The sequence below is a fragment of the Tatumella sp. UCD-D_suzukii genome (assembly GCF_000611875.2).
Classification (GTDB): domain Bacteria; phylum Pseudomonadota; class Gammaproteobacteria; order Enterobacterales; family Enterobacteriaceae; genus Tatumella; species Tatumella ptyseos.
Window position 1 is genome coordinate 109,102 of the sequence record NZ_JFJX01000072.1, and the last position, 26,280, is coordinate 135,381.

Below are 26,280 nucleotides of genomic sequence, written 5' to 3' on the forward strand. Positions count from 1 at the left end.
TCAACAAGTACCGTAACAATACCCGGAATTAACTTAATTTACGCTTCATTACCCGTAATACCGGATAGCAGGAAGAGTGTATTACTATATACTTTAAATACTTAACAGCACCCTCCCCGGAGAATCTCTTGCGAGTTCAGCGCTCCCTTACCATTAAACAAATGACTACGGTTTCTGCCGTAGCAATATTGGTTGTCTGTATTTTTATTGCGGTGCAATTATTTCATTTTGTTCAGCAACGCATTACAGAATACGCGCAGCAAATGGAAAATATTGCTCATACCATCCGGCAGCCACTGGCTGAGGCGGTGCTGAAAGCCGATATTCCTGCGGCAGAGCAGCTCCTGAATACGCTGAAACCCGCAGGTATTCTGGGCCGCGCTGATATCCTGCTCCCTGATAAATTGCAGGCCCTGCATGTGGATTTCACCGGGCAGCGGTCCGTTCCGCCATTGATGGCCCGGATTTTCCGGCTACCGGTCAGGATCTCCGTACCGTTATATCCTGCAGAACAGGCCGGATTGCCGAAACCTCTGGCCTGGCTGGTGCTGGAGGCTGATAACGGCCGGGTCTATCAGTTTGTGATCAGCACATTGTCCACTATGGTGATCACATATCTGCTACTGGCTCTGGTGCTGTCCATTACTGTTAGCTGGTTCATAAACCGCCTGATGGTGCATCCGTTACGCAGCATTTGTCAGCAGCTCCAGGATAAAAGCGGAAAGAACGGTAATAATAATCGCCTGCATCTTCCGCAGGGACACAATGATGATGAAATCGGGGTACTGGTACGTTGTATCAATCAGAATCAGTCATTAATGGCGTCCATTAATAATGAAGTAGAGCGGCTGAATACCCATTTCAAACTGACGGATTTACCTAACCGCACGCTGTTTCTGGCACTACTGGATCAGTATCTGAATCAGACAAAAGCCGGTCAGGCGGTAGCGTTAGTGGTGGTTCGTATTGATGTGCTCCCGGATATACTGACACCGAAAAATAAAGACACACTCCAGTTACTGGTAGCACGTAAGCTGCGTCGGGCGATGGGAACGCGGGGTATCCTCTCGCAATTGTCAGACAGTGATTTTGTACTGTTTTACGAACATTCCGTTCAGCCTCTTCGATTAATGCGTCAGGCACAATTACTGATGGAAGAGCTGACACAGCCGTTAAATCTTCAGAATGTTCCGCTACGGCCTGCGGTGAGTATCGGACTGGCGGTGATGGAGGAGGAACAGCTCAAAGCTGCAGAGTTTCTGGAGCGCGGTATTTCGGCGATGACCTCTGCCGGTCAGGAAGGTATCAATCAGATCCGGTTCTTCGACCCCGCTGTGGCGGAACGAGCACGACTGAGAATGTCGCAGTTCCACGATATATTACAGGGGATCCACAATAAAGAATATGCGCTCTACCTTCAGCCACAGGTGCATATGGATACCGGTGCGCTGGCGGGTGCCGAGGCTTTATTGCGTATCCGCCGTGATGACGGCCAGTATACTCTGCCGGAAGACTTTATCACTACGGCTGAAGATATCGGTGTTATGCCTGAAATCGGGCGCTGGGTCTTTGAAGAGGCCTGCCGGATCCTTAATGTCTGGCAGTCACACGGAATTACATTGCCATTGAGCGTCAACACGTCGGCACTGCAATTACAGGATCCGTCGATGGTCAGCCATTTACAGAATTTACTGAGTAGCCTGAAAGTGAATCCGGGCAGCTTTGTCCTGGAACTGACCGAGACCGCCAAAATTTCGGATACCGAAAGGGCAATGGAGCTTCTCCGTCCGATTGAAAAAACCGGTGTCTCCGTCGTACTGGATGACTTTGGTATGGGGTACTCTAATCTTCATTATCTGCACCAGTTCCGTTCATTACCGGTACGGCGTCTGAAGCTTGATCGCAGCTTTGTCAGTGCGTTGCCCGCAGATGATACTATGGTACGCATCGTTTCTTCGATTGCCGGCATTATGCAACTGGATGTTATTGCCGAAGGTGTTGAAACGGTTGAACAGCGGGACTGGCTGATTGATCGTGGGATCCATATTGCTCAGGGTTATCTTTATGCACCGGCATTGTCGGAGCAGGAATTTAATAAACGCTGGCTGAACTTACCCGGCAGTGCGCCGGACACTCCGTAATTTTACGAGGAACGTGATGTGGCCGGACTGAGCCAGGAGAGGCCGGGTAAAAATATTGTGGTGACACCGGATTGTGTCGCTCCGGTGCTGGCGACGAGGTAGGGGCCATGGGAGCACAGGGAACCACAGAGGTAAATTGAGACATTCTTTGTACAAAAAAGCTGCCTGAAAGCAGGAAGTGATCTTCTCTGATCAACTTTTTCGATGAATCCCCGCTTTTTCCTTGCCGCCCTTGCGGACTTTTGCATAATAATGCCCGAAATTTTCTGAATATTTTTTTTCTGTTGCTGCGTGACATCCTGTTTTTTCTGCGGTCAAAAAAGCGATGATCTATTTAAAACAGGCTCAGCTATGGCTGAGTAATGCGTATCGCACTGAATTACCTGTGAAAATAATATTTTCACCATTTGAAATTAGGGGTTCACATGCAGGGCACCAAACTTTTGCACTGGATGGGCGGAATTATCTTTGCCGCCACCAGTTTTACGTTGCATGCCGAGGCCCTTCAGCCAGATCCTGCCTGGCAGCAAGGGAAACTGAAAAACGGATTCGGCTGGCAGGTGCTTTCAACACCGCAACGTCCGTCAGATGATGTAGAACTACGGCTGGTGATTGAAAATGGTTCGCTGAACGAAAATACGTCGCAGACCGGTTACAGCCATCTCCTGACACGTATCGCACTGGTGCATAATACGGCGATAACACCTGCCCGACAGCGTGAAATATGGCAGCACAGTATCAGTAAGCAGGGCGCGTTACCGCCAGCAATTACGTCCTACGACTACACGCAATATAACCTGAGTCTGCCCGTTAACCGGCCAGACCTGATGAAAGATGCGCTGCAATGGCTGGCAGCCACGGCGGGGAATATGTCCATTGACCCGCAGATAGTGAATACCGCCGAAACCGCCTCGGATCCAACCAGCACCTGGCCTGCGAATCCGTCCTCAGCCTGGTGGCGTTACCGGTTGAAAGGGTCGGTGTTATTAGCTCATGATCCTCAGGTCAGTGCCGCCACACCGGTCAATGTTCCCGCGCTGAGTCACTTCTACCATCAGTGGTATACCCCGGACGCAATGACGTTATATGTGGTCGGGAATGTCGATAGCCGGGCAATATCTGAACAGATCGGTAAAGCATTCGGTTCGCTGAAAGGCAGGCGCAGTATTCCGGCACCGATGGCCATATTACCCCCACTGACTGATCAGGCGGTGGGCCTGGCGGATGATGAGCGTGCCACAGACAGATTATCGCTGATTTGGGATATGCCCTGGTCACCGATTACGGACTCACAGACTTTACAGCAGTACTGGCTGGAAGATTTAGCCCGTGAGGTGCTTTACTGGCATCTGCATCCGGCCGCTGGTGATAACGCGGAGCCTGATGCGGTGTTCGGCCTGGACTGCCGGGTCTATTATCAGCGTGCACAGTGCGGACTAAATATCGATACTTCCGGGGATCATCTGTCAGGACAACTGACGCGGGTAGCGAACGATTTTGTAACGCTACGCGATAAAGGTTTGTCTCAGACCGAATTTGATCATCTGATGACGGCAAAACTGGCTGAACTCAATACGTTGTACGCGACCTATGCCAGAACCGGCACTGATATTCTGGTGGCTCAGCGGTTGCGTTCACAGCAAAATTCGGTGGTGGATATTTCACCGGAACAGTACCAGCGTTTACGGCAGGCATTTTTAGCCGGTCTGACCGCGGAGACATTAAATCACCAACTCCATATATTGCTTTCGCAGCCCTTTACCATGGTGCTGGTACAACCGAAGAAGGAGCCAGCGATTCAGGTAAATAGTCTGCGGAAAACGTTTGATGATATTGTCACTCCTGACCTGAACGACACCACACTTCCGGTCGGTACAGCGACATCCGCGGCCTCCTCCTGACGGGGGAGCAGAGCACTGTGGCGCTGATCAGTGACTGATCAACTACGCCACAGGACTTTGATGATATGGTAACCAAAGCTGGTTTTTACCGGGCCATAAGGGGTCAGTAGCGGGCAGGAAAATACGGCTTTATCAAATGCCGGCACCATCTGACCGCGACGAAATTCACCCAATTCACCGCCTTTCCGGCCGGAGGGGCAGGTGGAGTGTTTTTTCGCCAGTTGCTGAAAGCTGGCTCCTTTTTGCAGGCGCAGTAATAATTCCCTGGCCTGTGCTTCTTCTTTAACCAGAATATGTAATGCGGCGGCTGTCTTTGCCATATCTCGACTCCCTGAATCTGAGATGTGTATACTTGCCGCCTTATATACCATCCTTTAAGCCACAAACAGAGCGATTTCTTATGCGTTTAAACCCCGGTCAGCAGCATGCCGTCGGGTATGTTACCGGTCCTTGTCTGGTGCTGGCGGGAGCCGGTTCCGGCAAAACTCGTGTGATCACCAACAAAATTGCCCACCTTATTCGGGAGTGCGGTTATCAGGCCCGGCATATCGCCGCGGTGACCTTTACCAACAAAGCCTCGCGGGAAATGAAAGAGCGTGTGGCGCAGACTCTTGGCCGGAAAGAAGCCCGGGGATTATTTATCTCGACCTTCCATACCCTGGGGCTGGAGATCATTAAGCGTGAATATGCCGCGCTGGGAATGAAATCGAACTTCTCCCTGTTTGATGATCAGGACCAGATGGCGCTTTTGAAAGAGCTGACCCGCCCCTGGCTGGAAGAGGACAAGGCATTACTGCAGCAACTGATTTCGACGATCTCCAACTGGAAAAATGATCTGATTGATCCTGCAGGGGCTTCTGATCGCGCACGCGGCGAACAGGAGACTATTTTTGCACACTGTTACCAGTTGTATGACCAGCATTTGCGAGCCTGCAATGTGCTGGACTTTGATGATCTGATCCTGCTGCCAACGCTTTTACTACAGCGTAATGAGCAGGTCAGAGAGCGCTGGCAGCAGCGTATCCGCTATCTGCTGGTTGATGAGTATCAGGATACCAATACCAGCCAGTATCAGCTGGTCAAATTACTGGTCGGTTCCCGGGCCCGGTTCACGGTGGTGGGTGACGATGACCAATCCATATATTCCTGGCGAGGTGCCAGGCCACAGAACCTGGTGCTGCTGAAACAGGATTTTCCGGCCCTGGAAGTGATCAAGCTGGAACAGAATTACCGATCTTCCCAGCGCATACTGCGTTCTGCCAATATTCTTATTGCTAATAATCCGCATGTGTTTGAGAAAAAGCTGTTCTCTGAACTCGGGGAAGGGAGCCTGCTGAAAGTTATTACCGCCAATAATGAAGATCACGAAGCGGAAAGAGTCACCGGGGAGTTGATTGCCCATCACTTTATCAACAAAACCCACTACCGGGATTATGCCATTCTGTACCGGGGGAATCATCAGTCACGGGTATTTGAAAAGTTGCTGATGCAAAACCGTATTCCCTACCGGATTTCCGGCGGGACGTCTTTCTTCTCCCGTCCCGAAATTAAGGATATTCTGGCTTACCTGAGGGTATTAACGAATCCGGAAGATGACAGTGCATTTCTGAGAATTGTGAATACGCCGCGCCGTGAAATTGGCCCGGCGACGCTGCAAAAACTGGGTGAATGGGCCGGGATACGGAATAAGAGCTTATTCCATGCCAGCTTTGATCTCGGGCTGGGTGAGCGCTTACCTGCCCGCAGCCTGGAGCATTTACAGCGCTTTACCCATTGGGTGAACTCGCTGGTTACTCTCAGTGAACGGGAGCCGGTCGCTGCAGTCCGTGACCTGATCCACGGTATTGATTACGAAAGCTGGTTATATGAAAGCTCGGCCAGCCCGAAAGCCGCGGAAATGCGGATGAAAAACGTGAATACTCTGTTCCGCTGGATGACAGAAATGCTGGAAGGCACGGATCTGGATGAGCCGATGACGCTGACTCAGGTGGTCACCCGTTTTACCCTGCGCGATATGATGGAACGGGGAGAAAGCGATGATGAGCAGGATCAGGTGCAACTGATGACCTTGCATGCTTCAAAAGGCCTGGAATTCCCTTATGTGTATCTGGTCGGGATGGAAGAAGGGTTACTGCCGCATCAGAGCAGTATCGACGAGCAGAATATCGAAGAAGAACGGCGACTGGCGTATGTGGGAATTACCCGGGCACAAAAAGAGCTGACGTTTACTCTGTGCCGCGAGCGTCGCCAGTACGGGGAACAGATGCGTCCGGAACCCAGCCGCTTCCTGCTCGAATTACCGCAGGACGATTTAGTGTGGGAAGGGGAACGTAAAAAAATGAGTAGTGAAGAGCGTATGGTCAATAGCCAGAGCCGGGTGGCAGGTTTACGCGCTATGCTTGAGCAGTCCAAAAAGCAGAGTGGCTGAGTGTACCGGCCCGGAAGGGCCGGTATTGCCGCTTAGTTCAGTGAGAGTGTCCAGTGGACATAACTCTGATAATGACATTCCTGTTCCAGAAACTCTGCACGTAGCGGGTGGGCTTCCAGCCAGCCCTCAGGCAGGGTCAGATGCATCTCTTCATCATCAGCCTGTAGCCTGACCGCGGGTAACGTATTGTCACGACGCCGGCTGGAAAAGATGATCGCCAGTCTCAGCAATCGACAAATCCGTTCTGCCAGGCGGGGCGGCAAAGCATTCTGTCGGGTCAGGAGTGCCAGATCAATGCTTCCCTGCTGGTTTTCCAGTAAGGAGGAGAGCAGGTTTTTCTGTGCCGGCGTAAAGCCCGGGAGATCGAGCGAGCGGACCAGATACGCCGAATGACGCGGAGCCTGGCGGTGGTCAACACTAAGGCCTATTTCATGAATAGCACAGGCACTCAGCAATAACTCGCGGCAGCGGGCATCCAGTTTCCAGCTCTGGCTGACCTGACGGAAAAAAACCTCAGCCAGTTGCTCTACGCGCGTTGCCTGTTCGGCATCGATAGAAAAACGGTTCTGGATGTTATGTAAGGTCCGGGTGCGGATATCTTTATCGATAGGCAGGTTCAGCATACCGTAGACCAGCCCTTCACGCAGAGCGCCTCCGGCCAGGGTCATGCTGTCTATCTGCAGCTCACGGAAAATGGCAATCAGGATGGACAAACCACTGGGGAAAACCAGCGCACGTTCCAGTGTCAGCCCTTCAATTTCCAGCTCTTCAAGTTTACCGCACTGAATAGCCCGCTGTTTCAACTGCAGCAGTTTGTTCAGGGTGATCTGTTCATCCATCCCCTGAGCGACCATGATTTCCTGCAGTGCCTGAACCGTACCTGAAGCGCCGACGCAGATTTTCCAGCCGTGTTCGCGTAATACGGCGGCTACGTCGCGGACTTTTTCCTGCGCCGCGAGCTCTGCACGCTCAAAATTGGCTTTGGTCAGGCAGCGATCGGTAAAGTAGCGCTCAAGCCAGGTGACACAGCCCATGGACAGGCTGAACAATGCTGTCGCTTCTGCCCCTGAGCCTGTCACCAGTTCGGTACTGCCGCCCCCGATATCGACGACCAGACGCTGATCAGGTCCCCCGGTGGTATGGGCGACCCCCTGATAGATAAGACGGGCTTCTTCTTCGCCGCTGATGACCTCGACAGGGCATCCCAGAATATCCTCTGCCACCGACAGAAACTGCTGCGCATTCGTCGCCAGACGCAGGGTAGCGGTTGCCACCACACGGATTTGGCTGACGGGAATATCCTGGAGTTGTTCTGCAAATAAGCGCAAACATTGCCAGCCCCGGGCCATGGCCTCGTCAGAAAGATGATTTTCCTGACTCAGTCCGGTCGCCAGGCGCACCTTACGTTTGATCCTGGCAACGGTCTGGATGCTGCCGGAAATACCGCGCACCACCAGCATATGAAAACTGTTAGAACCTAAATCAATAGCAGCATAAAGTGATGATGCGCTCTGCATGGCTGACTTAACCTGAACGTTTGCGGTTGTTGTTGCGTGGAGGCCCGTTTCGACGATTATTATTACTGCTCCTGCGGCTGTTATTTGCCGGACGGCGTGCCAGGCGTTTAGGGGCAGGTAAATCCGTCAATAAAGCTTCACTGTTATACTTACTGACCGGGATATTATGGCCAATGTACTCTTCAATGGCTGGCAGGTTAAGCGCATATTCTTCACACGCGAGGCTGATAGAATGTCCGCTGGCACCGGCACGCCCGGTACGGCCTATACGGTGAACGTAATCTTCACGGTCATCCGGCAGGTCATAGTTAAACACATGCGTCACTTCCGGGATATGTAATCCACGGGCGGCAACATCGGTTGCGACCAGAATATCCAGGTTCCCTTTAGTAAAGTCTTCCAGAATACGCAGACGTTTTTTCTGTGGTACATCACCGGTTAACAGTCCGACACGGTGGCCATCTGCCGCCAGGTGACCCCAGACATCCTCACAACGATGTTTGGTATTGGCAAAAATAATGGCGCGATCAGGCCACTCTTCTTCGACCAGTGATTGCAGCAAGCGCATTTTCTCTTCGTTAGACGGGTAGAAAAGCTCTTCTTTTATGCGGTGACCTGTTTTCTGTTCAGGTTCAACTTCGACATATTCTGCATTGTTCATATGTTCAAATGCCAGTTCACGCACACGCCATGACAGGGTCGCGGAAAACAGCATATTCAGTCGCTGAGAGGCCGCAGGCATACGGCGGAATAACCAGCGAATATCTTTAATAAAGCCCAGATCAAACATCCGATCGGCTTCATCGAGCACGACAACCTGGATAGCGCTCAGGTCGATGTAGTTCTGTTTGGCATAATCAATCAGTCGGCCGGTGGTGCCAATCAGGATATCAACACCCTGTTCCAGAACTTTCAGCTGTTTATCGTAACCGTCGCCGCCATAGGCAAGACCCAGGCGTAGTCCGGTGCTCTGTGCCAGGGGTTCTGCATCGGCATGGATCTGCACCGCAAGTTCGCGGGTCGGAGCCATGATTAATGCCCGTGGCTGATTCACTTTTCGGCCTTCTGCGGCCGGGTGAGAGAGTAAATAATGGAACGTTGACGTCAGAAACGCCATCGTTTTCCCCGTACCGGTTTGCGCCTGACCCGCGATATCACGCCCTGAAAGGGTGTACGGCAGTGCGAGTGCCTGAATCGGTGTACAGTATTGAAATCCTTTACTATCAAGGGCTTTCACTACCTGAGAGTGCAGCGCGAAGTCGGAAAACTTCTTTTCTGTTAAGTGTGTTTTGCTCATAGTGTGGTAGAATATCAGCTTAATGTCGCTTTACGAAAGCGTATCCAATGAAATAAAGTCAACTTACGTTGATACATTTTACGCCAATTCACCAGGCATAATTTTGTGGAGCAAAACATGAGCAGCGATAAAATTGTTCACTTGACCGATGACAGTTTCGAAACCGACGTGCTGAAAGCGGAAGGTGTGACACTGGTAGATTTCTGGGCTGAATGGTGTGGTCCTTGCAAAATGATCGCGCCAATCCTTGATGAAGTCGCGGAAGAATATCAGGGCAAACTGACGGTTGCTAAACTGAATATCGATGATAACCCGGGCACAGCCCCTAAATACGGTATTCGTGGTATCCCGACGTTACTGTTATTTAAAAATGGTGAAGTTGCTGCGACGAAGGTCGGGGCGTTATCCAAAGGTCAGCTGAAAGAATTCCTGAACGCTAATCTGGGTTAAGATCAAAACAGACGTCGGTGGTGGCTTATTTTTGTGCTATCACTGGACGTCTGCTTTTTGTCGTGTTAAGTTAATCCCACTGCATTACGCTCTTACCAGTAGTCAGAATCTAAGATTTCCTGTTGTTAAGCCGGTCTGTGTATCCGTCAGAGTGGGTTAGCAATCCGGTGGTTTACCACCACGTCGTATTAAGGCCGTCTCGTCATAGATTGTCTCTTTTTATTGATGACTTCCTTGCCGGACTCCTGGTTAACATATTTCTATTTACAGGTTACAGGCTGGATTTCCTGCCATACCACTCATGACTAACATTTCGAGTAATACCCCGAGTCAAGAACCCATCACTATGAATCTTACCGAATTAAAAAATACGCCGGTGTCTGAGCTGATTACACTCGGCGAAAATATGGGGTTGGAAAACCTCGCGCGTATGCGCAAACAGGACATCATTTTTGCCATTCTTAAGCAGCACGCGAAAAGTGGTGAAGACATCTTTGGTGATGGTGTTCTGGAAATCCTGCAGGATGGCTTTGGTTTCCTGCGTTCTGCGGACAGCTCTTACCTTGCCGGTCCGGATGATATTTATGTATCGCCGAGCCAGATCCGTCGCTTTAACCTGCGTACGGGTGACACCATCGCCGGGAAAATACGCCCGCCGAAAGAAGGTGAACGCTACTTTGCTCTGCTGAAAGTCAACGAAGTTAACTACGACAAACCTGAAAACGCCCGCAATAAAATCCTGTTCGAAAACCTTACCCCGCTGCATGCCAACAATCGTCTGCGTATGGAACGCGGTAATGGGTCGACCGAAGATATCACTGCACGTGTTCTGGACCTGGCTTCGCCAATTGGTCGCGGACAGCGTGGTCTTATCGTCGCGCCACCGAAAGCAGGTAAGACCATGTTGCTGCAGAACATCGCGCAGAGCATTGCCTACAATCATCCTGATTGTGAGCTGATGGTACTGCTTATCGATGAACGTCCGGAAGAAGTGACGGAGATGCAGCGTCTGGTCAAAGGTGAAGTCGTTGCTTCGACTTTCGATGAGCCAGCGTCTCGCCACGTTCAGGTGGCAGAAATGGTTATCGAGAAAGCCAAACGCCTGGTTGAGCACAAGAAGGATGTCATCATCCTGCTGGACTCCATCACTCGTCTGGCCCGTGCCTATAACACCGTGGTGCCAGCGTCCGGTAAAGTTCTGACCGGGGGTGTGGACGCGAATGCGTTACACCGTCCGAAACGTTTCTTTGGTGCTGCCCGTAACGTAGAAGAGGGCGGAAGCCTGACGATTATCGCTACCGCTCTGGTGGATACCGGCTCTAAAATGGATGAAGTTATCTATGAAGAGTTTAAAGGTACCGGTAATATGGAACTGCATCTGTCACGTAAAATTGCAGAAAAACGTGTGTTCCCGGCCATTGATTACAATCGTTCAGGTACCCGTAAAGAAGAGTTACTGACGACGCCTGAAGAGCTACAGAAAATGTGGATCCTGCGTAAAATTATCCACCCGATGGGTGAGATTGATGCGATGGAATTCCTGATCAACAAACTTGCGATGACTAAAACGAACGAAGAATTCTTCGATATGATGAAACGTTCGTAAAATAACGTTTTGTTCCGTTTATAGGAATTTGTTGAAAGTAGTAAAACGCCACGTCTTTACGTGGCGTTTTTATTGCACAGGTTATAGCATTAACAGGGACAGGGATATTTGTGACGGAGCCACATATGCAGACCACATCTGCGAAGAATGTCGCCAGCAGCACAGAACTCACTCTCTGAATTAAGGTAAAAACATCAGGGATTTTTTTATCGTAGTGAGAATTCTAACTGAGAGCGTTTAATGTGAATTTACTCGAGATGAGTTCTGAACTGTGTCTGACTTTTCTTTTCTCGCTGGGATTTTTATTTTTTGCCCGCAAGCTGGCGAAAAAAGTAGGACTGGTGGATAGGCCGGATTACCGGAAACGTCATCAGGGAGCTATTCCTCTGGTCGGCGGGATCTCGGTTTTTGCCGGCATCTGTTTTGCCCTTCTGCTGACGAACAGCTATCAGCCGCACGCCACGCTATACCTCTGCTGCGCAGGTGTATTGGTGCTGGTGGGAGCGCTGGATGACCGGTTCGATATCAGTGTCAAACTACGTGCGCTGGTACAGGCAGTCATTGCTATTATGATGATGGCCGGAGCAGACCACTATCTGATAAGTTTTGGCTTTGTCATTGGTCCCATCGAACTCAGTGTCGGGCCTTTCGGCTATTTGCTGACACTCTTTGCTGTCTGGGCGGCGATCAATGCCTTCAATATGGTCGATGGTATTGACGGTCTGCTGGGCGGACTGTCGAGCGTCAGTTTCTGTGCATTAGGGATTATCCTTTTCCTGAAAGGGGAACTCAGCCTGGCGTTTTGGTGCTTTGCGATGATTGCCGCCACACTGCCTTATATCTTACTCAACCTCGGGTTACTCGGCCGACGCTATAAAGTGTTTATGGGCGATGCCGGCAGTACGATGATTGGTTTTACGATTATCTGGATACTGCTCGAAGCAACTCAGGGCCCGATGCATGATATCCGGCCGGTCACCGCGCTCTGGATCATCGCTATTCCGTTAATGGATATGGTGGCCATTATGTATCGCCGTTTACATAAAGGGATGAGTCCGTTTTCTGCCGATCGCCAACATATCCATCACCTTATCATGCGTGCCGGATTCAGTTCCCGTCAGGCATTTTTATTGATCACTCTGTCTGCTGCGATACTCGCCGCTATCGGGGTCATGGGGGAGTATCTCTCTGTCCCGGAATGGGGAATGATGGCGTTATTTCTGGTGGCTTTTTCAGGCTACGGCTATTGCCTGCGGCATGCCTGGCGGGTGGCCAGACTTATCCGCCGGCAGAAACGTCGCTGGCATAGCCTGCATAATGATCGTAACGATCGGGATTAACCCGGGTCTCCCCGGTAATAAGGACTGACCTGTATGACTTCATCTGTTGAAAATGAACTGGATATTGCGCTGTTATTCAGGCGGCTGTGGCGGGGAAAAATCCTGATCACCGGTATGGCTTTGGCTGGCGTGTTACTGGCCGCGGGTTATGCACACTGGGCAAGACAGGTCTGGAGCTCAACGGCGATTGTTGACCGGCCACAACTGAGTCAGTTGGCCGTTTATTACGACCAGCGGCAACTGCTGACACTGCTGGAAGGGGACAACTCATCGGCGCTGAATGCTTCTGCCGTCTGTGATGAGGTTTATCAGGAATTTCTGTTACAGCTCTCCTCCTGGGACAGTCGTCGTGATTTCTGGCGTCGTTCAGATTATTTCCTCGATAAAGTGAAGGCGCATCCTGACCGGCAGGCCAGGATCCTTGACCGGCTGATCAGTGATATCCGCTTTCAGCCAGCAGATGCGGCCCGAGGGACCCATGATACGGTGGTACTGCTGGCTGATAATGCGGCGGCTTCCAGCCGCTTACTGAGCGACTATGTCCGCTTTGCCAGTCAGCGGGCGGTCAATGTGCTGAACAGTAATTTACGGGAAGAATGGCAAAGTCAGTGGCGGGCAAACCAGATCCGGTCGGTAAAATCACCGGCAGCCGCAGACACGAGGACGCCCCCGGCATCGTCAGTCTCGCCGGTAACACCGTTAGGCGCTGAGCCCCGATTGTCGGAAGATATCCGCACATGGCGTTATTTACGTTCCCCTGAGCCCCCCGTCAGCCGTGAAAGCCCGCGTCTGATGCTGCTCATGGTGCTGTGGGGTGTGACCGGGGCGATCGCGGGTGCGATCATTGCGATTAGTCGTCGTCAGGTGACCTGATGGTGGCAGATAAACCGCTCGATCCGAAAGGAGCCGTTGTGAAAGTACTGACAGTGTTCGGCACGCGTCCGGAAGCCATAAAAATGGCTCCCCTGGTTACCGCACTGGCCGGTGATGAGCAGATTGAATCACGCTTATGTGTGACGGCGCAGCACCGTGAAATGCTTGACCAGGTATTACGTTTATTCCGGCTGCAACCGGATTACGATCTCGATATCATGCGGCCCGGCCAGGATTTGACCGCCATTACCTGCCGTATCCTGCAAGGTCTGCAACAGGTACTGGCAGAGTTTCGCCCTGATATTCTTCTGGTACATGGAGATACGACCACGACTATGGCCGCCAGTCTGGCCGCCTATTATCAGCGGATTCCGGTCGGCCATATCGAGGCCGGATTGCGTACCGGTGATCTGTTTTCTCCCTGGCCCGAAGAGGGTAACCGCAAAATTACCGGGCACCTGGCCCGCTTTCATTTTGCGCCTACCGACTGTTCGCGTGAGAACCTGTTGCGGGAAAACATTCCCGCAGATCGGATCTTTGTGACCGGCAACACGGTCATTGATGCGTTATTGTCGGTAAGAGCCAAAATTCTCGGAGACAGCACGCTGGAGCAACAACTGGCGGCACGATACCCCTTTCTCAACCCGGAACAACCGATGATACTGGTTACCGGCCACCGCAGAGAAAGCTTTGGTCAGGGGTTTGAGCGGATTTGCAGTGCGCTGGCCGAACTGGCTGTCCGGCACCCGGAGGTTCAGATAGTGTATCCGGTACATCTTAATCCGAATGTCAGTGCACCGGTCAGACGGATCCTCGGGGATATCACCAATATTTTCCTGATAGAGCCACAGGATTACTTACCTTTTGTCTGGCTGATGAACCGTGCACGGTTGATCCTGACAGATTCCGGCGGGATTCAGGAAGAAGCTCCCGCACTGGGCATCCCGGTACTGGTGATGCGTGAGACGACGGAGCGTCCTGAAGCGGTTGCGGCAGGAACAGTGCGACTGGTCGGTACGGATATCACGAAGATTGTGGAGCAGGCATCCTTATTATTACAGGATGCTGCTCACCGCCAGACCATGAGCGGGGCACATAATCCGTATGGCGACGGTACCGCCTGTCAGCAAATTATAAAAATATTAAAACAGCACAGAGTAACGTTATGAGTTTTGGAACGATTTCTGTTGTCGGCCTCGGCTATATCGGCCTGCCAACGGCGGCAGTTTTTGCCTCTGAGAAACAAAAAGTGATTGGTATCGATGTGAACCCGCGCACCGTTGATATCATCAATCGCGGTAATATCCATATTATCGAACCGGATCTTGATCAGGTTGTGGCCCGGGCCGTCCGCGACGGCTATTTACGGGCAGCAGTAACACCGGAGCCGGCAGATGCCTTTCTCATCGCCGTGCCGACGCCTTTTGCTCAGGATCATCAGCCGGATTTACGTTATGTCCGTGCTGCGGCAGAGTCCATTGCCGGGGTGCTGAAAAAAGGTGATCTGGTGATCCTGGAATCGACCTCACCGGTCGGTACCACGGGCCAGCTTGCCGGGTGGCTCGCTGCGCTACGGCCTGATTTGGTCTTTCCGCCGCAGAGTGAACAGCCGGATATTCACATTGCCTATTGTCCCGAGCGGGTGTTGCCCGGAAAAATCATGACGGAACTGGTCCATAATGATCGGGTCGTGGGGGGAATGACTGAACGATGTGCTGAACGCGCCTGTGAGCTATACCGCCTGTTTCTGAAAGGAGAATGTGTCAGGACCGACGACCGTACCGCAGAAATGTGCAAGCTGACTGAAAACAGTTTCCGCGATGTTAATATTGCCTTTGCTAATGAGCTTTCCATGATTTGTGATGAACAACAGATCAATGTCTGGCAACTGATCGCACTGGCTAACCGGCATCCCCGGGTCAATATTCTGCAGCCGGGACCCGGGGTAGGCGGCCACTGTATCGCCGTTGACCCGTGGTTTATTGTGGCACAAAACCCGCAACAGGCCCGTCTTATCCGTACGGCCAGGGAAGTGAATGACAGTAAACCGCAATGGGTACTTAACCAGGTAAAACAGCAACTGGCAGACTGCCTGAATGCTACCGGCAAGCGTGCTGCGGACATCCGCATCGCCTGTTTCGGACTGGCCTTTAAAGCCAACATTGATGATTTACGTGAAAGCCCGGCACTGCATGTGGCGGAGATGATCAGTGACTGGCATCAGGGAGAGGTACTGGTGGTGGAACCACATATTGATACCGTTCCGGCCACGTTAGCGGGCAAAGTGACGCTGGCTGACAGTACCCACGCCCTGCAGCACGCTGATATCCTGGTTATGCTGGTGGATCATCAACAGTTCCTGCACATTGACCCGGCGCTGCTCGCTGATCGGCACAGAGTAGATACCCGGGGCATCTGGGGATAAACCTGAACGCAAACAGACAGGGAGTGCAGATGCTAATCAACGGCAGTATTTCTTTTCTCGAATGGGAATCTGAATTTTTCGGTAGCCGGATAGGCCGGTTTACGCCAGGTGGTGATCAGACGCTGCCGGCGGAGGTGATGCAGCAATATCACCTGTTACAGGCCAGAGTCAGCGCAGAGGATTACGAAAGTCTCGGTACGCTAAACCGTCTTGGTTTCCGGCTGGCAGAAGGTGAAGCTTCTCTGGTGATGACGCTCAGGCAAACCGCGCGCCAGACCGGTGTGCGTATCGCACGGCCGGGACAGATCCCGGAGTTACGCCAGGCGGCGGGTAGTGCCTTTCTGCAAAGCCGCTTTCGTGCCCCGTGGTTTAACGAGGATGACTGCCGGCGATTTTACGCCCAATGGATTGAAAATGCCGTGAAGGGCACTTTCGATGATCAGTGCCTGGTCGCCTGTGATGCACAGGGGCGGCTGGAAGGATTTGTTTCAGTCCGTGAAACCGGAGAGCAGGCGCGTATTGGTCTGCTCGCTGTTTTACCTGATGCCCGGGGGAAAGGCGTCGGCCAGCGTTTGTTGTTTGCCGCGGCCGACCGGGGGCGGGTAAGGGGTGTCACGCAGCTACATATTACGACGCAGCTTAGTAACCTGGCAGCAATGCGGCTCTATCTTCGTAGCGGTGCGCGGCTGGAAAATACGGCATATTGGCTATACAGGAAAACAGATGATCCCCTTTAATTCTCCTCCGGTAACAGGCAGTGAAATTGACTATATGCGCTCGGCAATGGAAAGCGGAAAGCTGAGCGGCGATGGCGGGTTTACCCGACGCTGCCAGCAATGGATGGAGCAGCAGTCCGGGAGCCATAAGGTGCTGCTGACTCCTTCCTGTACGGCTTCGCTGGAAATGGCAGCACTGCTGATTAATATTGTGCCGGGCGATGAAGTCATCATGCCGAGTTATACCTTCGTCTCCACCGCGAATGCGTTTGTCCTGCGCGGTGCGCGCATCGTCTTTGTCGATATTCGTCCGGATACTCTTAATATTGACGAAACGCGGGTTGAAGCGGCAATCACCGATAAAACCCGGGCAATAGTGGTGGTCCATTATGCCGGTGTCCCCTGTGAAATGGATGCCCTTGTCCGGCTGACCGAAAAACATAAACTCTATCTGATAGAGGATGCTGCTCAGGGGGTCATGTCTGCTTATCAAGGGCGGCCGTTAGGCTCTATCGGACATATCGGGTGTTTCAGTTTCCATGAAACCAAAAATTATACTGCCGGCGGAGAGGGGGGGGCGACGCTGATTAATGATCCTGAACTGGTCGCACGTGCCGAAATCATCCGGGAAAAAGGAACCAATCGTAGTCAGTTTTTCCGCGGGCAGACAGACAAATATACCTGGCGTGACCTGGGATCCAGTTACCTGATGTCGGATTTACAGGCAGCCTATTTGTGGGCTCAGCTGGAATCTGCGGAGCAGATTAATCAGCGGCGTCTGGCATTGTGGAATAATTATTATTCGGCCCTGCAACCTTTGGCCCGTCAGGGGCGTCTGACATTACCGGTAGTGCCGGAAGGGTGTACCCACAATGCCCATATGTTTTATATCCTGCTTGAAGACAATGACACCCGGGAGAGGCTTATTGCCTGGATGAAAGAAGCCGAGATTCTGGCGGTATTTCACTATATTCCGTTGCACAGTTCTCCGGCCGGGGAACAGTTCGGACGTTTCCACGGGGAAGATCGTTACACCACTTTACAGAGTGAACGATTGCTGCGGTTACCACTGTTTTACAATCTGACAGATAACAATCAGAAGACGGTTATCAGCTCACTGATGAGTTTCTTTCGCTGATGTCACTGGCTAGAGCCTCCCTCTGGACGTCATTATCCACACTGACCAAAATTCTGTGCGGACTACTGGTGGTCAAATTACTGGCGGTCAGTTATGGCCCGGCAGGGATTGGGCTGGCAGGAAACTTCCGGCAACTGATCACCGTTCTGGGAGTGATGGCCGGTGCCGGCATTTTTAATGGCGTCACACGATTCACTGCAGAGTATCAGCAGCAACCGGAAAAGCTACGCGCACTGACGGCCACCTCTTCGGCTATCGTATCGGGGGCTTCTCTTTTACTGGCCTTCGTACTGCTGCTGGCCGCCGCCCCGATCAGTGAGATGCTTTTCGGGAATGAACAGTACCGCCAGGTGATCCGGATTGTCGCTTTTCTGCAGGCCGGTATTGCCTGGGCAAACCTGCTGCAGGCTCAACTGAAAGGCTTCCGTGATGCCAGGGGCAATGCGCTGGTGGTTGCCGGGGGCAGCCTGCTGGGGGTGGGGGGGTATCTGCTGAGCTGGCTGGCCGGAGGCTATTCCGGAGCGTTGGTCGGGCTGGCTCTGGTGCCGGCGGTAACCCTTCTCCCGGCGATAGGGATGCTGAAGGGCAGAACGCCGCTTCAGTGGCACTGGTTTGTTCCGCGCTGGCATCCGCAGATGGCTGCGCAATTATTCCGCTATACCTTGATGGCAATGATGACGGCGCTGACGTTACCGGTGGCCTGGATTATGATGCGTAACCTGCTGGCGGCGCATGCGGGATGGCAGGAAGTCGGTTTATGGCAGGGAGTGAGCAGTATTTCAGATGCCTGGCTGCAATTTATCACTGCAACCTTCAGTGTCTGGTTGTTACCAACGCTGGCCCGGCTGACCCGCAAACAGGATGTTGCCAGGGAAATAGGGCGGGCATTACGCTTTGTATTGCCGGTCGTCGCTGCTGTGGCGATCATGGTCTGGCTGCTGCGTGATGTGGCGATTTGGCTGCTATTTTCACCGAAGTTCAGCGCAATGCGCGATCTGTTCGTCTGGCAACTGACCGGAGATTTCTTCAAGGTTGGTGCTTACGTATTCGGTTACCTGGTGATTGCCAGAGCTTCCCTGCGTTTTTATCTTCTCACCGAGGTCAGTCAGTTTGTTCTGCTGATGGCCAGCGCATACTGGCTGATCCCGGTCCATGGGGTTACCGGCGCAGTACAGGCTTATGCACTGAGTTATATGATTTATTTTGCCCTGTGCGGGGCGGTATTTTTGTTTTGGTATCGAAAATGACGACATTGATTCATCTGCTTGGCGCAGATATTCCCCATCATAACCTGACGTTGCTCCGTTTCTTTAATGATCAACTGGCAGCGCAGGTCCCGGCGGCACAGGCAAGGAAATTTATGGTGGTCTCTTCTGCCCCGGAGTCGCTGGCTGAATTCACTTCGCTGGAACTACAGGTTTTTGCCGATAAAAAAAGCCTCGCACAGGCTGTGGTGAAGCTGGCCGCGGATCGTCGCTACCGTTTTTTCTGCCACGGACAGTTTAATCCCTGGCTATGGCTGGCATTACTCAGCGGGAAAATTGCCCGTCATCAATTGTACTGGCATATCTGGGGAGCAGACCTCTATGAAGACTCCCGCCAGCTTCGCTTCCGGCTGTTTTATCTTCTGCGCCGCAGAGCCAGGAAACGGGTCGCCGGAGTTTGGGCAACACGGGGAGATATCAGCTACTTTCACCAGAGGGTGCCCTCCGTACCTGCTTCATTGCTCTATTTCCCGGCCAGAATACCGGCGAATGCAGAGAGAAAGACCTCTGCAGATAACACTCAACCGCTGACGATTTTACTGGGCAACTCAGGAGACCCGACAAATCGCCATGAACAGGCTCTGGCAGAGATCCATCGGCAGTTTGGCGCGAATGTCCGGGTGATGGTACCGATGGGGTATCCGGCAGGTAATCAGTCTTATATCGCGCGTATAAAGGCAGTGGCTGAGCAGTATTTTCCGGACGGGCAAGTCAGTGTATTAACGGAAAATATGGATTTCCCTGCCTATCAGAGCATGCTGGAGCGTTGCCAGCTGGGTTATTTTATTTTTCAACGTCAACAGGGCATTGGTACTTTGTGTTTATTAATTGAAAAAAATATTCCGTTCGTTGTCAGCCGGGAAAACCCGTTCTGGCGTGATCTGACGGAACAGAAACTCCCGGTCCTTTTCCAGGGGGATACACTGACTCTGCCGGTGATTGATGAAGCCCGCCGGCAGCTGGAAAGCTGTGATAAATCCGCCATCGCTTTCCTTTCTCCGGGCTATCTTAAGGGCTGGTGCGAGCTGTTACATGTGCTGGGATCCGGGGAGGAAGTATGAGCCTGTTACAGTTTTCCGGTCTCGCTACCGTGTATCTTCTTTGTCTGAACTTTGTGCTGATACTGACCTGGAAAGAGTTCCGGCGCGTGCGGTTTAATTTCCACCTGTTTTTCTCTCTGCTTTTTTTACTGACATTTTATTTCGGGTTCCCGCTAACCAGTTTACTGGTGTTTTGCTTTAATGCCCCGGTTGTGCCCCCGGAATATCTGTTACAGGCAATACTCTCTGCTACCGGGTTCTATGGCCTCTATTACCTGACATATAAAGTGAAATTACGCCGGGACGGGCCGTCAGAGGTTCCGGCACTACTGAGAATGAATCGGGTAGAGACGCTTATCCTCTGCGGTTTACTGGCATTAATTGCCATTGGCACCGTAGCTGTTTTCTTTATGCATAATGGTTTTTTACTGTTCAGGCTCAGCTCCTACAGCCAGATCTTTTCCGGTAAGGTTTCCGGGGTCGCACTGAAACGATTTTTCTATTTCTTTATCCCTGCGATGCTTATCGTTTATTTTCTGAAGCCGACACGGAAAAACTGGATGATCTTTCTGGTGTATACCGTGGGGTTCGGGGTGCTGACATATCTGATTGTCGGCGGTACGCGGGCCAATATCATTATTGCCTTTGCCCTGTTTCTGTTTATCGGTATTACCCGTGGCTGGATTAACCTGACGACGCTGATTTCGGCCGGGATTTTATCGGTAGTCGCGATGTTCTGGCTGGCACTTCGACGTTATAACCTCCAGGTATCGGGGTCAGAAGCTTTCTACACTTTTCTCTACCTTACCCGTGATACTTTCTCACCGTGGGAAAATCTGGGGTTATTACTCAGCAACTACCACCGGATAGAGTTTCAGGGACTGGCACCGATGTGGCGTGACTTCTATGTCTTTATCCCTGGCTGGTTATGGCATGGTCGTCCGGCCACGGTACTGAACAGTGCTAATTACTTTACCTGGGATGTGCTGCACAATCATTCCGGGCTGGCTATTTCCCCGACACTGATAGGTTCGCTGGTGGTGATGGGCGGAGCCTGGTTGCTGGCTCCCGGTGCGGTTGTTGTCGGACTGATTATCAAAGGTTTCGATGCTATCTACCGACAGGCGCAGCAGGAGAAAAACCGTTATACCGCTGCGGTACTGAACAGTTTTTGCTTCGGTGCTATTTTTAACATGATAGTACTGGCCCGCGAGGGGCTGGATGCCTTTGGCTCCCGGATTGTTTTCTTTAGTGTTATTTTTCTTTTTTCTTTACTGGTGGCTAAAACGGTTTTCTGGTTCCTGAAGAGTTCAGGCGTGATCCGTGACCGTACTATAACGGAAGCAGATGCCGTGTTAGCTATCAAAAATCAGTAATTGCAGGACAATAAGTACATGAGTTATTCGTTCGCGAAGCCGCCCTACAGTATACGGGGGGTACCCCTGTATGGTTTTAGCTCCCTCAGTGAATTCACGGATTTTCTGCTACCTCCGCAGCATCCCCGTTGCGGGATGCTGGTAGCGATTAATGCAGAAAAAATTCTGACGGCAGAACAGGATCCACAGGTGCAGGCTATTTTATCTGCGTCAGAATTTAATTATGCAGACGGCATCAGTATTGTCCGTTCTATACGGAAGAAATATCCGGGCAGTAAAGTGACCCGCATTGCCGGTGTCGACCTCTGGTATGCACTGATGCAATCTGCGGGTCAGCAACGCATCCCTGTTTTTCTGGTTGGCGGGCAGGCAGAGGTACTGGAGTACACCTGCGATAAACTCCGGCAGCAGTGGGCCGTGCCGGTGGCTGGAACACAGGACGGCTATTTTACTGAACAGCAAACAGAGGGCGTGATCCGTGCAATCGCCGGGAGCGGGGCAAAGATAGTGACAGTGGCTATGGGCTCACCGCGTCAGGAGCTTTTTATTCGCCGTTGCCGTGAAATTTATCCTGATGCCCTCTATATGGGGGTAGGCGGGACTTATGATGTGTTCAGCGGTCGGGTTAAGCGTGCGCCTCTGTTATGGCAGAAAATGGGACTGGAGTGGTTATACCGGCTGATTAAGCAACCTTCACGCTGGCGCAGACAACTCAGACTCCTCCGTTACCAAAAGTATCACTGGCTGGGAAAATTATGAGTCAGTAGCCGTATTGCGGTGGATTATTGTTCTTTGTGATGGATCTTCGCTCAAACTGTGCATTCAGTAAGCAAATGAATTTTTTTATTTAAAAAGCACTAGACAGGATCACCTCAAACCCGTAATATCCGCATCCGCAACGGCGCTAAGCGCCCGTAGCTCAGCTGGATAGAGCGCTGCCCTCCGGAGGCAGAGGTCTCAGGTTCGAATCCTGTCGGGCGCGCCATTTGGTTTATGCGCAAGAGCTGCGGTGGTTTACCGCGAGAGTAGTAAAGATGTTTTTGGCATCGTTGTAGTAAGAAAGATATGGTGGCTATAGCTCAGTTGGTAGAGCCCTGGATTGTGATTCCAGTTGTCGTGGGTTCGAGTCCCATTAGCCACCCCATTTTTTGCTGGTTATGCGAAGGTGGCGGAATTGGTAGACGCGCTAGCTTCAGGTGTTAGTGTCTTAACGGACGTGAGGGTTCAAGTCCCTCTCTTCGCACCAGGCAAAGAATAAGAAAGAGATGCAGTATTTCGGCGAGTAGCGCAGCTTGGTAGCGCAACTGGTTTGGGACCAGTGGGTCGGAGGTTCGAATCCTCTCTCGCCGACCATATTCGAAGAAACCCGCTCCGGCGGGTTTTTTTACGTCTGTAGTCAACAGGATGAGAACCTCCGAAGGAGGTTTGAGCCGAGCGAAGCGAGACAACGTTGCGCAGCAACGGCCCGAAGGGGAATAATCCTCTCTCGCCGACCCTGTTCGAAGAAACCCGCTCCGGCGGGTTTTTTTACGTCTGTAGAAAGTTTAAGGCCCGAGGGCGGGGCGTTAATAACGGCTGACAGGCTGTGCCACTGTTTTTCTTTTCCGCTCTGAGCAGATTCCGCCCGTCATACGTGAAGTAGTTTCAGTTGGCGCATGGCGGCGGCCGGGTTAAGGCCCGAAGGCGCGGGCCTTAACAATCCGCGCCTGGCGCAGGTCCTCGCTGTCCCCTCACTTATCGCTCCGGCCTGACGGCCCGCCCGGATTCGCCGTCCTGGCTCAGCCGTGCTTTCGCCGGCGTCCATGCCGGCTCAGCCTGGCCGTCACTCTGCGTTCGGCGCTGCGGATAGCGCCCCAAAACCTGCTCTCCGGGCACCTGAGCTTGTGTTTAGTTTTTTAAAACAAAACCACAATCCGCTTTTCCGCGGATGACTGCACCGATGGTCGGGCGACATCGCACCGCTGAGCGAGTGAATGTGGCCAGGACGAGCCGCAGGGACGCGGCGAGAGGTCATGCTGAGCAGGAGCGAATCATGACCGGTCCGTAAAGGACATATGAGTGAGTGAAGGTACCGCGCAGCGGCGGGCAGGCTTGTCGCAGGGCCGGGAGTGCAGAGGGCGCGGCCTGGCGCCCTTTGCCCGGTCGCCCGCAGCGGATTACAGATAGCAAGCCTTACCACAAAGCGAACGGAATATTCACCGTGCTGATAATAAAAAACTCCTCCGGTTTCCCGTGTATCCGCTCTGAGCAGGTTCCGCCCGTCATACGTGAAGTAGTTTCAGTTACCGTGTTAAGGTCCCAAACCTGCTATCAGCCGTTTTTATGCCTTACCCCGTAAAAACGGTCTCAGGGCGTCTGAGGTGGGGTGTTATGGCAAATACCGTTTTACAAGTAACCACTTTGATTGTACATTGAAATGTACAATGATATTGATGGGAGTATGTAAAATGAAAGCTGTCAGCTACAGTGAAGCACGTCAAAATCTCTCTGCAACAATGATTCAGACTGTTGAAGATAGATCCCCTGTCCTGATCACCCGGCAGAACGGTGAATCATGTGTGTTGATGTCTCTTGAGGAATTCAATTCACTTGAAGAAACCGCTTATTTATTGCGCTCTCCCAAAAATGCCCGCCGACTAATGGATTCAGTCGATAGCCTGAAAAATGGCAATGGTGTAGAAAGGAATGTCATTGAGTGAAACTGATTTGGTCTGAAGAAGCGTGGGAAGATTATCTTTACTGGCAAAATGCGGATAAAAAGACAGTTAAAAAGATCAATGAACTTATCAAAGATGCCAGCAGAACTCCGTTTGAGGGGAAGGGTAAACCAGAGCCACTTAAATATAATCTTGCGGGGTTTTGGTCCCGAAGGATAACGGCAGAACATCGATTTGTTTACGCTGTAAGCGATGATTCTCTGTTGATAGCATCTTGCCGTTATCATTACTGACTGCCCACTACATCCGTCGTTTAGTGTTTTTCATAGTTTGCTCAAATACCTGCTGCGCTACGGTCATCTTCCCGAAAGACCGCTGTGTTCAGCCGTAGAATTTTCTCGTAGTCTGAACTGAGTAGATTTCTATGAAAAAATCACGTCTTACAGTCAGATTATGGCCATTCTGAAACACGCCGGGGCAGGAACGCCGGTGCCCGGATTGTGGTGCGAACATAGCATGAGCAATGCCAGTTTTTATCAGTGGCGTTCACGTTTCGGCGGAATTCAGGCGTATGCTGTTTCCGGTTTTTTGGTGGTTGATACGGATTTTATCATTTGAGTCACCTCTGATTAAGAGTTTACTCACTTAGTCGCGTGCCCACCAATGCCAGGTAAGATCAGCCTGCCTGAAAAAAAAACGAACGGAATACTCACTGTACTGATAATAAAAAACCGCAAACAAACTGAATATTCCTTTTCTGAGATAAAAAACAATAACCAGATTCCTTACCCATAGACCTGAGACAAAAATCCCCCCGATTGTCTCCGGGAACACATCCCGGCGAATTATCGCGATATCGCACCGATGAGCGAATGAATGCGTCCAGGACGAGCCGCAGACAGGGGCGCAGCGTTACGCTGAAAAAATGCAGGCAGATCGGGCAGCGGTGCGCCAGGAGGGGGAGTTCACCGGGTCAAGGCCCGGGCCGTTCCTGCGCTGAGGGGATACGTCAGTCCGTTTTTTTGACGGTTTCGTCCTGAATTCAGGATGAAGCCTGCCGTCAGTCACTCCGGTGCATACCCCTGAAAATCTCTCAGCGCGATTCCGGAGAAAGATACATTTATATAGCTCAGGGCTGAAAATCGCGCTGAGTGCATCCGGGGCGGTGCCGGTAAGGGGGGTTATGTTTAATTTCATCACTTCAAAGGACTGTTCTCCACGCAGCGGAATTCCGAACCCCATTCGCTATCTGGCTTTTTACTGTTGCGGGTTATCGTATAGGAATCAGTGCCGGCAATAAGACCCCTACGTACTTTTTTCTCACCGGATGCCGGCCCCTGCGGATCGTTTTCGGGTGAATGACTGTAGTAGTCTTTCGCATACCAGTCTTTTACCCAGTCAGCGCCGTTTCCCATCATGTCGTAGAGACCAAGAGGATTGGGAGGGAAACTACCGACAGGTTTTTTGTGCATGCTGGAGGTAAAGTTACGGGCGTTGTCGTAATCGTAGTACCAGCGGTTAGTGCTGTTAGCGTAAATCAGAAACTGTCCCCTGCTGCGGGCGGCGTATTCCCACTGCGCTTCGGTGGGCAGGTCCATGCTGCGGTTACTTACTTTCCCTAGCCACTGGCAGTATTCGCGGGCGTCCTGCCAGCTTGCCGTGGCAGGATATATTTCCCCCAGCGCAGCTTTGTCTTCTTTACTGAAATATTTTCCCTGAAAAATCGTCTGGTAGATGACGTTCTTATCCCGCCCCTGAATAACGAGCCAGCGATTAAACTCTCCCCAGGTGACGCGGTATTTCCCGATACGGAAGTCGGACAGCGTAACCGGATGAAGGGGAGTGTCCAGGTCGAAGTTGTAGGGCAGTTTTTCAGCCACCAGAGGGCCAAAATCTCCCATCTGAAACTCACCGCCTTTCACTGTCACCAGATTATCCAGTGAAGTACGGACCAGTGCGTCCTGGTCGGCTTTATTTTTTTGTTCATCACGACAGCCGGTGATGACGACCAGAACCAGTGCTGTCAGGCTAAGGCGTGAAAGAGTCTGTCCGGTCATGGTTTATCGTCCGTGTTGGGTAATGATGTAGGTGGTACAGCTGTGCAGGAGTG

The 26,280-nt window shown here is 51.8% G+C and carries 21 protein-coding genes, 4 tRNA genes, 1 other RNA gene and 1 pseudogene; 23 read left to right on the top strand and 4 right to left on the bottom strand.

Annotated features, from left to right (window positions below):
- The first annotated feature begins 128 nt into the window (after positions 1-128).
- On the top strand, positions 129-2,141 hold the full coding sequence (gene hmsP / locus CG67_RS17080; protein WP_025904140.1) for a biofilm formation regulator HmsP: 2,013 nt from the start codon (positions 129-131) through the stop codon (positions 2,139-2,141).
- A gap of 425 nt (positions 2,142-2,566) precedes the next feature.
- A complete protein-coding gene (locus CG67_RS17085; protein ID WP_025904141.1) occupies positions 2,567-4,042 on the top strand; it encodes a pitrilysin family protein in 1,476 nt (491 codons plus the stop codon).
- 38 nt (positions 4,043-4,080) lie between these two features.
- Here CG67_RS17085 and ppiC read toward each other — a convergent pair whose 3' ends face one another.
- Positions 4,081-4,362, bottom strand: coding sequence for a peptidylprolyl isomerase PpiC (ppiC, locus tag CG67_RS17090; RefSeq protein WP_025904142.1), 282 nt, complete (start codon positions 4,360-4,362; stop codon positions 4,081-4,083).
- Between the two features lie 80 nt (positions 4,363-4,442).
- Here ppiC and rep point away from each other — a divergent pair, with 80 nt between their 5' ends.
- Positions 4,443-6,470 (top strand): DNA helicase Rep, encoded by a 2,028-nt coding sequence (gene rep / locus CG67_RS17095; RefSeq protein WP_025904143.1) that lies wholly within the window; start codon positions 4,443-4,445, stop codon positions 6,468-6,470.
- Positions 6,471-6,502: 32 nt separating this feature from the next.
- Here the strand turns inward: rep and gppA are convergent, their stop codons facing one another.
- Both gppA and rhlB read right to left on the bottom strand, forming a co-directional pair.
- Positions 6,503-7,987: a guanosine-5'-triphosphate,3'-diphosphate diphosphatase gene (gene gppA, locus CG67_RS17100; RefSeq protein WP_025904144.1), complete on the bottom strand. Its 1,485-nt coding sequence runs from the start codon at positions 7,985-7,987 to the stop codon at positions 6,503-6,505.
- A 7-nt stretch (positions 7,988-7,994) separates the two neighbouring features.
- Complete coding sequence (gene rhlB / locus CG67_RS17105) at positions 7,995-9,284, bottom strand: ATP-dependent RNA helicase RhlB (RefSeq protein ID WP_025904145.1); 1,290 nt, start codon at positions 9,282-9,284, stop codon at positions 7,995-7,997.
- A gap of 117 nt (positions 9,285-9,401) precedes the next feature.
- Here rhlB and trxA point away from each other — a divergent pair, with 117 nt between their 5' ends.
- The 20 genes and pseudogenes from trxA to CG67_RS18395 form a co-directional block, all read left to right on the top strand.
- Positions 9,402-9,734: a thioredoxin TrxA gene (trxA, locus tag CG67_RS17110; protein ID WP_025904146.1), complete on the top strand. Its 333-nt coding sequence runs from the start codon at positions 9,402-9,404 to the stop codon at positions 9,732-9,734.
- Between the two features lie 346 nt (positions 9,735-10,080).
- Entirely contained in the window at positions 10,081-11,340 is a 1,260-nt protein-coding gene (rho, locus tag CG67_RS17115; RefSeq protein WP_025904147.1) for a transcription termination factor Rho, read from the top strand.
- Between the two features lie 257 nt (positions 11,341-11,597).
- Entirely contained in the window at positions 11,598-12,680 is a 1,083-nt protein-coding gene (gene wecA, locus CG67_RS17120) for a UDP-N-acetylglucosamine--undecaprenyl-phosphate N-acetylglucosaminephosphotransferase (protein WP_025904148.1), read from the top strand.
- A gap of 33 nt (positions 12,681-12,713) precedes the next feature.
- The gene (locus CG67_RS17125) at positions 12,714-13,553 is read left to right on the top strand and encodes a Wzz/FepE/Etk N-terminal domain-containing protein (RefSeq protein WP_025904149.1); all 840 of its coding nucleotides are present in this window, start codon (positions 12,714-12,716) and stop codon (positions 13,551-13,553) included.
- Between the two features lie 38 nt (positions 13,554-13,591).
- A complete protein-coding gene (gene wecB / locus CG67_RS17130) occupies positions 13,592-14,722 on the top strand; it encodes a non-hydrolyzing UDP-N-acetylglucosamine 2-epimerase (protein ID WP_025904150.1) in 1,131 nt (376 codons plus the stop codon).
- Positions 14,719-15,978: a UDP-N-acetyl-D-mannosamine dehydrogenase gene (gene wecC / locus CG67_RS17135; protein WP_025904151.1), complete on the top strand. Its 1,260-nt coding sequence runs from the start codon at positions 14,719-14,721 to the stop codon at positions 15,976-15,978. The genes wecB and wecC overlap by 4 nt, the downstream gene beginning before the upstream one ends.
- 29 nt (positions 15,979-16,007) lie before the next feature.
- Positions 16,008-16,715: a dTDP-4-amino-4,6-dideoxy-D-galactose acyltransferase gene (gene rffC, locus CG67_RS17140; protein WP_025904152.1), complete on the top strand. Its 708-nt coding sequence runs from the start codon at positions 16,008-16,010 to the stop codon at positions 16,713-16,715.
- Entirely contained in the window at positions 16,702-17,832 is a 1,131-nt protein-coding gene (gene rffA / locus CG67_RS17145) for a dTDP-4-amino-4,6-dideoxygalactose transaminase (RefSeq protein WP_025904153.1), read from the top strand. The genes rffC and rffA overlap by 14 nt, the downstream gene beginning before the upstream one ends.
- Positions 17,832-19,079 (top strand): lipid III flippase WzxE, encoded by a 1,248-nt coding sequence (wzxE, locus tag CG67_RS17150; RefSeq protein WP_025904154.1) that lies wholly within the window; start codon positions 17,832-17,834, stop codon positions 19,077-19,079. Before rffA ends, wzxE begins: the two co-directional genes overlap by 1 nt.
- Positions 19,076-20,158, top strand: coding sequence for a TDP-N-acetylfucosamine:lipid II N-acetylfucosaminyltransferase (locus tag CG67_RS17155; protein ID WP_025904155.1), 1,083 nt, complete (start codon positions 19,076-19,078; stop codon positions 20,156-20,158). The genes wzxE and CG67_RS17155 overlap by 4 nt, the downstream gene beginning before the upstream one ends.
- The gene (wzyE, locus tag CG67_RS17160) at positions 20,155-21,513 is read left to right on the top strand and encodes an ECA oligosaccharide polymerase (protein ID WP_025904156.1); all 1,359 of its coding nucleotides are present in this window, start codon (positions 20,155-20,157) and stop codon (positions 21,511-21,513) included. Before CG67_RS17155 ends, wzyE begins: the two co-directional genes overlap by 4 nt.
- An 18-nt stretch (positions 21,514-21,531) precedes the next feature.
- Complete coding sequence (gene wecG / locus CG67_RS17165; RefSeq protein WP_025904157.1) at positions 21,532-22,272, top strand: lipopolysaccharide N-acetylmannosaminouronosyltransferase; 741 nt, start codon at positions 21,532-21,534, stop codon at positions 22,270-22,272.
- Between the two features lie 149 nt (positions 22,273-22,421).
- Positions 22,422-22,498, top strand: a tRNA-Arg gene (locus CG67_RS17170).
- An 83-nt stretch (positions 22,499-22,581) separates the two neighbouring features.
- Positions 22,582-22,657: transfer RNA gene (locus tag CG67_RS17175), tRNA-His, on the top strand.
- 15 nt (positions 22,658-22,672) lie between these two features.
- Positions 22,673-22,759 (top strand) — tRNA-Leu (locus CG67_RS17180).
- Positions 22,760-22,789: 30 nt separating this feature from the next.
- A tRNA-Pro gene (locus CG67_RS17185) sits at positions 22,790-22,866 on the top strand.
- A 30-nt stretch (positions 22,867-22,896) separates the two neighbouring features.
- Positions 22,897-23,009, top strand: a non-coding RNA gene (locus tag CG67_RS17780) — RtT sRNA.
- A 951-nt stretch (positions 23,010-23,960) separates the two neighbouring features.
- Positions 23,961-24,212, top strand: a complete 252-nt coding sequence (gene yefM, locus CG67_RS17190) for a YoeB-YefM toxin-antitoxin system antitoxin YefM (RefSeq protein WP_025904158.1) — start codon at positions 23,961-23,963, stop codon at positions 24,210-24,212.
- Complete coding sequence (locus CG67_RS17195) at positions 24,209-24,463, top strand: Txe/YoeB family addiction module toxin (RefSeq protein WP_025904159.1); 255 nt, start codon at positions 24,209-24,211, stop codon at positions 24,461-24,463. Before yefM ends, CG67_RS17195 begins: the two co-directional genes overlap by 4 nt.
- Positions 24,464-24,623: 160 nt before the next feature.
- A pseudogene (locus tag CG67_RS18395) lies at positions 24,624-24,752 on the top strand (IS3 family transposase); the annotation flags it as partial.
- Between the two features lie 614 nt (positions 24,753-25,366).
- On the opposite strand, the gene CG67_RS17200 reads toward CG67_RS18395, so the two are convergent.
- Positions 25,367-26,227, bottom strand: a complete 861-nt coding sequence (locus tag CG67_RS17200; RefSeq protein ID WP_025904160.1) for an SUMF1/EgtB/PvdO family nonheme iron enzyme — start codon at positions 26,225-26,227, stop codon at positions 25,367-25,369.
- Positions 26,228-26,280: the final 53 nt, after the last annotated feature.